The 7,932-nt window shown below is 75.4% G+C and carries 2 protein-coding genes; both read left to right on the top strand.

What is annotated here, in order from left to right:
* Positions 1–1,432, top strand: a 1,432-nt coding sequence (locus ACF09E_RS35670) for an acyltransferase domain-containing protein (RefSeq protein WP_392210484.1), incomplete at its 5' end; no start/stop codon positions are given.
* Positions 1,429–7,932 (top strand): SDR family NAD(P)-dependent oxidoreductase (locus ACF09E_RS35665; RefSeq protein WP_392210482.1); only part of this gene is annotated, 6,504 nt, incomplete at its 3' end. The genes ACF09E_RS35670 and ACF09E_RS35665, both read left to right, overlap by 4 nt.

Genomic DNA, 7,932 nt, shown 5'->3' with positions numbered 1-7,932 from the left:
GGCACCCGCGGTTCCAGACCGTGAGGTGGTGGGTCAGGAGTCGTATCTGGTGCGGGTGGACGCGGCCGACGAGACCTCCGTCCGCGCCCTCGCCGATGCCTATGCCGACCGACTGGCCGAGGTCGACGACGACCGCCTGGGCGACTTCGCCTACACCGCCAACACGGGCCGCGCCGAGCACCGCTTCGGCGCCGTCGTCTCCGCTGGCGACGCGGGTGAACTCGCCGTCGCACTACGGGACATCGCCTCGGGAGCATCCCCAGTGGCTCGCCGAAGCGGTCGCACGTCCGCACCCTCGGTGTTCATGTTCACCGGCCAGGGCTCGCAGTACGCGGGCATGGGCCAGGGCTTGTACAGGACCGAGCCCGCGTTCCGGGCGGCACTGGACGAGTGTGCCGACCTGCTCGCCGGCCGGCTCGACGTACCACTGACCGACCTGCTCTTCGGCACCTCGGCACACCTGCTCGCCTCTACGCGGTATGCGCAGGTGGGGATCGTGTCGGTGCAGGTGGGGTTGGTGCGGTGGCTGGAGTCGTTGGGTGTGCGTCCGGATGTGGTGGTGGGTCACAGTCTGGGTGAGTTGAGTGCGGGGTGGGCCGCGGGTGTGGTGGGTCTGGAGGATCTGCTGCGTCTGGCCGTGGTGCGTGGTCGGTTGATGGAGTCGCAGCCGGGTGCGGGTGCGATGGCCGCGGTGCATGGTGATGCGGCTGTGGTCGTCGAGGCTTTGAAGGCGTTTCCCGGGGTCGAGGTGGCTGCGTTCAACTCTCCTCGTGTGGTGACGGTTTCGGGTCCGGTGGATGCGATGGCGCGGTTCCGTGCGGAGTCGGGCCTGAGGTCGCAGGCGCTCGTGGTGAGTCATGCGTTCCACTCGGCGTTGATGGAGGGGGCGGTGGCTCCGTTCGCCGACGTGGTGGCGGGGGTCGAGTGGTCGGCTCCGCGGGTGGCGTTCGCGTCGACGGTGTCGGGTGGTTGGCACACACCGGAGTCGGTGGCGGATGCGGCGTTGTGGGCGCGGGGGATTCGTGAGCCGGTGCGGTTCGCGGAGGCTGTCGGGTTGGTGTCGGGTGTGGGTGCCGGGGTGGTGTGGGAGATCGGTGCGCAGCCGCAGTTGACGTCGTTGGCACGCGCGTCGTGGTCGGGGGATGAGCCGTTGTGGTTGTCGACGCTGCGGCGTGACCGGGTGGATCAGGCGGAGGTGTATGCGGCGGTCGCGTCGTATGCCGGTACGGGTTCGGGTTCGGTGGACTGGGCCGGCGTGCATGCCGGCAAGGGCCACCGCACGACGACCCTCCCGACCTACCCCTTCCACCGACAGGACCTGGTGGCGCCCCCGGCCCGCGGCGAACGCGCCGCACCCACCACGGCTCCCGCGCCCACCGCGGGACACCCGCTGTTCGACCGTCACTACGAGCACCGGAGCGAGGGACAGTGACGCACACCCCAGAGACGTACGAGAAGACGTTCACGGGCCAGGAGCCCCTCATCGCCCAGCACCGGGCCGCGGGAACCGGACTGCTTCCCGCGGCCGTGCAGCTGGAGATGGCACTCGTCGGCGTCGCACGCCGCCGACCGTTCGCTCCCCTGGAACTCACCGGGGTGTCGTTCCTCCGTCCCCTCACGGTCGCCGACCAGGGCAGCGCCCCGGTCCGGCTCGACGTGACCCCCGGCCCCGACCGGACCCGCTTCGAGCTGACGACCCTCGTGGCCGGCACCCGCAAGCAGCTGTCCACCGGCGCCGGACGGTTCCTCCCGGCGGACACGGCACGGCCCGCCCGCACCGGGGCGGACCACGAGCACGCCGGCGCACGGGACGTCTCCCCGGAGCGCCTCTACACCGGATGGGAACGCGAGGGACTCCAGTACGGCCCCGACTTCCGCACCGTCCGCGCACTCTCCGTCGCCGACGCCGGAACCGCCCGCGCCACCCTGCGGTCCGACGCCGAGCCGATGCCCTGGTACGCCCACCCGCTGCTGGTGGACGGCGTCTTCCAGGTCGTCAGCTGCGCCCTGCAGGACCTGACGGGTGCGGACGGCCCGCACCCCATGCTGCCGATCGGCGTCGAGCGGCTCGCCCTCTTCGCCGACCTGTCGACGGCGACGGACGGGGTCACCGTCCACGCCCGCCGCACCGCCGACGACGGGGCATACGCCACCGCCGACGCCCTGCTGCGGGGACCCGCCGGAGACGTCCTCGCCGAGTTCCAGGGCGTACGGATGCGGCGCACCACCACCGTGACGCGCACGCCCGCAGCGGCGACCGGCGCCTCGGCCCCCGCACGCACGTCCGACAGCGCGGCGGGACGGCGGGAACCCCTGCCCGTCTCCCGCATCGACTGGCACCCCGAGGAGGGCGACCCCGCCCGCCGTGAACCGGCGTCGGGCACCTGGGTGGTCCTCCACCACGGCCCCGCCGACCGGCTCGGCACCGGCGCCGCCGAAGCGCTGCGGGCCGACGGCGCCCGGGTCGTGGAGGTCGCAGCCGGCCCGGCCGCGCCCGCCGGCGGCGTCCCCGACCCCGACCGGACGACCCTGGACCGGCCCGACCAGGACGGGTTCCGCCGGCTCTGGGAGGAGATCGGCGACCCCGTCGCGGGCGTGCTCCACCTGTGGAACGCCGACGGCCCGACCGACGGCCGACGCGGCGAGGAGGACGAGCTGCGCCTCGGGCTGTACGCCTGCCTCGCCGCCCTCCGCACCCTCGGCGAGCGGCAGCGCAAGGCCCGCTTCCTCGTCGCGACCCGCGACGGCCAGCCCGTCACCGCCGGCGACCGGCCGGTGCCCGCCCGCGCCGCGCTGTGGGGGCTCCTGCGCACCGCCGCCATCGAGTACCCGGGCCTGCGCCCGCGGATCGTCGACCTCGGCGGCGACCCCGACGCGCTGCTCCCCGCCCTCGTCGCGGAACTGCGCGACGCCCGCGGGCCCGTCGAGACCGGCTACCGCGGCGACCTCCGGCACGTCCCCGTGCGGGTGCGCGACCGCTCGGCGTACACCCCGCCGCGCCCCGCCGGACAGGGCCCCGTCCGGCCCGGCGGACGCTACCTCGTGCTCGGCGGCCACGGCGGCCTGGGCCTCGAAGTGGCCGAACGGTTCGCCCGCGAGGGCGCCGGCGTCGTCGCGCTGGTCTCCCGCTCCGGCGGGAACCCGGGCTCCGACGAGCGGGCCGCCGCCATCGCCGCCCACGGCTGCCTGGCCGTCTCGTACAGCGCCGACATCACCGCCCCCGGCGCCCTGACGGCCCTGCTGGAGCGGATGCGGCGCGAGCACGGCGACGTGCACGGCGTCGTCCACGCCGCCGGCACCCTCAAGGACGGGCTGATCCGCAGTGCCACCGCCGAGGACGTCGCCGCCGTGATGGGGCCCAAGGCCGACGGGGTCCGCGAGCTCGCCGCCGCCCTGACCGGGAGCGACCTCGACTTCGCGGTGCTGTTCGCCTCAGTCTCGGGCACCTTCGGGAACCTCGGGCAGGGCGGATACGCCGCCGCCAACGCCTACCTCGACGGCTACGCCCACGCGCACGGCGCGCCGTGGCTCAGCGTCGACTGGGGCCTGTGGGGCGAGGTCGGCATGGGCACGGCCGTCGCGGACCAGCTCCGGGCCCGCGGCGTCCGGCCGCTGACCACCGCGGAGGGCCTCGACGCCCTCATCGCCGTCCTGGCGGCGGAGGAGCCCGCCCGGCAGCTCGTCATCGCCCACCCCGACGCGGGCACAGAGATCATCGAGCCGGACGGGCAGGAACACCCCTCCGCCGCCACCATGACCGCAGACGTCGCCGTCACCGCGGCTACCGCGACCGCGAACGCCGCCGTCACCGCGGCTACCGCCACCGCGAACGCCGCCGTTCCCGGTGAGCACTCCGGTGGGACCGCGGCGGGTGCCGTGGAGCGGGTCGCCGACGCGCTGGCCGACTTCCTCGTCGAGCGGCTGGGCATCGCCTCCCTCGACCGCGAGGCGCTCCTGGCGGACTACGGCATGAGCTCGATCATGAGCGTCGAGCTGTCCGAGGAGCTGTCCCGCCGGTGGGGTGTCAGCCTTCCGGCCACGCTCTTCCTGGAGTACGGGGCCTTCGACGAACTGGCGGAGGCGCTCACCGAGCGCTACGGCGCGGCGGCGGCGCTGCCGGAGCCGACCGGGGGCGAGGCCACCGGAGCGGGGCAGCAGGGCGCCGAGGAGGACGCCGGCTCGGGGGACGCCGCCGTCGACACGGGCCGGCCCGTCCGGCCGGCGGTCTCCGCACCCCCTGCCGATGCCACCACCCCGGCCCCCGCTCCGTACCGCCCGCGGCGCTCGGCACCGGGCGGGCGCGACCTCGACGTCGCCATCGTCGCCGTGTCCGGCGACCTCCCCGGCGCCCCCGGCGGCATCGCGGACCTCTGGCCGCTGCTGCGCGCGGGAGACCACGCCTTCACCGACGTACCCGCCGAACGCTGGGACGTCGACGCCCACTTCGAGCAGCGCGGCCCCCGCATGACAGGCACGTACTGCCGCAAGGGCGCCTTCCTCGCCGACGCGGACCGCTTCGACCCGACCTTCTTCGGCATCTCCGTGCGCGAGGCCGAGGAGATGGACGTCCAGCAGAAGCTGCTCCTGGAGCACGCCTGGTCGGTCCGCGACGAGGCCGGGCTCGTCGGCCGCCGCGACATCGGCGTCTTCGTCGCCGCCACCTACACCCACCACCGCGACACGCACGGGCTGGAGACCGTGGGTCCGCACACCGCGCTCGGCTCCATGAACGCGGTGCTCGCCAACCGGATCTCGTACGCCCTCGACCTCACCGGGCCCTCGCAGACCGTCGACACCCTCTGCTCGTCCTCCCTCGTCGCCCTCCAGCAGGCGGTCACCGCGCTCCGCTCCGGCCACTGCGGCGCCGCGATCGTCGCGGCCTGCCAGGTCGGCCTGACGCCCTGGTACTACCGCAGCCTCAGCCAGCTCGGCGCCCTGTCGGAGGGGCTTCCCAAGCCCTTCGACGAGCACGCCGACGGCTTCCTCCCCGGCGAGGGTGCACTCGCCGTCCTGCTGAAGCCGCTCGCGGACGCGGAGCGCGACGGCGACCTCGTCTGGGGCGTCGTCCGGGGAACGGCCGTCAACCACGGCGGCCGCGGCAGCGCGCTGCCCGTGCCCCGCAGCGAAGCCCAGGCCGCCGTCGTCCGCGCGGCACTGGACGACGCCGGGCTCGCCCCCGCCGACATCTCCCTCATCGAGACCCACGGCACCGCGACCCGGCTCGGCGACCCCATCGAACTCGCCGCCCTCACCGAGGTGTTCGGCGGCGATCCCGACCGCGAAGGACCGGTCCACCTCGGCACGGTCAAGGGCAACATCGGGCACCTGGAACCCGCGGCCGGGCTCGCCGGGCTCGTCAAGGCCCTGCTGAGCCTGCGGAACGGGGAGATCCCGCCGGTCGCCGGCCACGAGAAGCCCAGCAGCCACCTCGACCTGTCCTCCGGGCCGTTCGAGATCCCGACCGAACCCCGCCCGTGGACCTCCACCGGACCGCGGCGGTTCGGCGTCAGCTCCTTCGGCATGGGCGGCACCAACGCCCACGTCGTCGTCGAGGAGTACGTCGGCGGCCCGAGCCCCGACGCGACCGCCGACGGACCGGCCGCCGAGGCCGCACACCCGGACCGCGCCGCCGACGAGCACCTGCTGCTCCTCTCCGGCCACACCCCGGAGGCCCTGCTGCGGCGCATCGCCGCCACCCGGGCGGCGCTCCGCGGGGAGACGGCCTCCGGCGTGCGGGAACTGTGCCGTTCCAGCGCCGTCGGACGCGACCACCGGGCGCACCGGATCGCCGTCCTCGGCGCCACCGCCTGGGAGATCGGCGCCGGACTGGACCACGCGCTGCGGCTCGCGGACTGGGCGTCCGGCTCCGTCGTCCGCGGCTCCGCCGTGGTGGAGACCGCCTCGACCGGGCTCGGCGTCCACGCCCTCCGCCACGTCGAAGGCGCGGCCGTGGACTGGGCGTCCGTGTACCCGGACCCGGCGGTACGCCGGCGACCGCTGCCGCCGTACCCGTTCGGCGCGACACCCGCTGTGTCGGCGGCACCCGCCGCCACCGCAGCTCCCGAGGGCGCGGCGGGCGGACACCCGGCAGCCGCACACGGGGAGGACGTGGCCCAGGCCGTCCGCCGGCTGTCGCGGGCGCACCGTGTGCTCGGCGAGGAGACCGTGCCCGGGGCCGTGCCCCTCGCCCTGGGGCTGCGCGCGGCCGGTGAACTGCGCGGCGTCGCCTTCACGGGCCGGGGGAGCGGCCCGCACGCGCTGACCACCGACCTGGACGAGCCGGGCCGCACGGGTCCTGCCGCCTTCCGGCACGCCGGCCGCACCATCGCCCGACTGACGACCGGCGCGGCTCACGCCGGACCCGCCCCCGCCGCGCGGGACCTGGACGCCCTGCGCGCGGACCTGGGCCGCGGCCTGGAGCCCGCGGGCCTCTACGCCTGGTTCGCCGCCAAGGGCATGGAACTCAGCGCGCCCTTGCGGTCGATCACCGAGGTCCACTACGGACCCCGGCGGGTCCTGGCCCGCGTCGGCATCACGGCCGACAGCCCGCTGGAGGCGGAGACGGCGGCGCTCGACGCCGCCCTTCAGACCATGGCCGTCCTCACCCTCGCCGACCCCGAGGCGCCGAGCGGGACCTTCCTGCCGGTCGCCGTCGAAGGCGCCACCCGCTGGGGCGACCCCGCACACACGGTGTTCGTGCTGCTGGACGGCACCGAGACCGGCGTCGACGGCGTACGGCGGGGCGACATCGACCTGCTGGCGCACGACGGACGGGTCCTGGTCCGCCTCGAAGGCGTCGAGTACCGGACGGTGGCCGGGAACGGCGCGGGCGCCGACAGCGCGGCCGCCGAGATCGCCGGTACGGCCGGTGGCGAGACCGCCGCTACGGGTGGCGGCGGGGTCGGAGGCGCGGAGGCGTCCGGGCCCGCGCCCCGCTCGGCACGCCTCGCGGCGGCCGAGGCCGCCGTCGTCGAGGTGGTGCGGGCGGCGCTGCACGACCCCCGGATCACCGCGACCACGTCCCTGTCCGCCGTCGGCATCGACTCCATGCTCGCGACGGCCGTAGCCGCCGACCTGGACGAGAGGTACGGCGTACCGCTCAGCCCGACGGACGTCCTCGACGTCGCCGACTGCCGCACCCTCGCCGCCTTCGTCGCCGAGCTGGCCCCGGAGGACGCCTTCGCGCGGCCCGAGGCCCAGGCGAAGCCGGCCGAGGAAACGGCGCCGCACGCCACCGGGGAGGCCACCGGCCCGGCCGTCGAGGAAACCACCGGTCCGGCCGTCGAGGAAACCACCGGTCCGGCCACCGGTCCGGCAACCGGCCCGTCCTTCGGCTCTCCCGCCGGTCAGGCCCCCCGTCGTACCTCCGGCCAGGCCGCCGACCCGGCCGCGTTCTACGGCGCGGACCCCGGCGAGGCCGTCTCCGCCGACGACGTGGCCGTCATCGGGCTGGCCGTGGCCCTGCCCGGCGCCACGGACCCGGAGGGACTGTGGGACCTGCTGGCCGAGTCCGGCGACCGGGTCGGCCCCGCGCCCGCGCGGCGCTGGGGCAAGTACGCCGACGGGCGGGAGCCCGACGTGGGCGGGTTCCTCGACGGCGTCGAGGAGTTCGACGCCCGGTTCTTCGACTTCTTCCCCAAACAGGCCGAAGCGCTCGACCCGCAGGTGCGCTGGCTGCTCCGCAGCGCCTGGGAGGCACTGGAGTCGGCGGGACTTCCGCCGCGCGGACTCTCGCCCGCCACGGGCGTGTTCGTCGGAGCCAGCTACCAGCACTACAAGGACTACAACCTCTCGCCGGAGCTGGACGCCCCCGCCGGCCTGGGCAACCACAACGCCTTCCTGGCGAACCGGGTGAGTTTCTTCCTGGATCTGCACGGTCCGAGCATGACGATCGACACGCTGTGCTCGTCGTCCCTGGTGGCGCTGCACACC

The organism is Streptomyces sp. NPDC014891 (assembly GCF_043081085.1).
In the GTDB taxonomy this organism is placed as follows: domain Bacteria; phylum Actinomycetota; class Actinomycetes; order Streptomycetales; family Streptomycetaceae; genus Streptomyces.
Note: the sequence above shows the minus strand (reverse complement) of the source record. Positions and strands in the feature narration are given on the sequence as shown.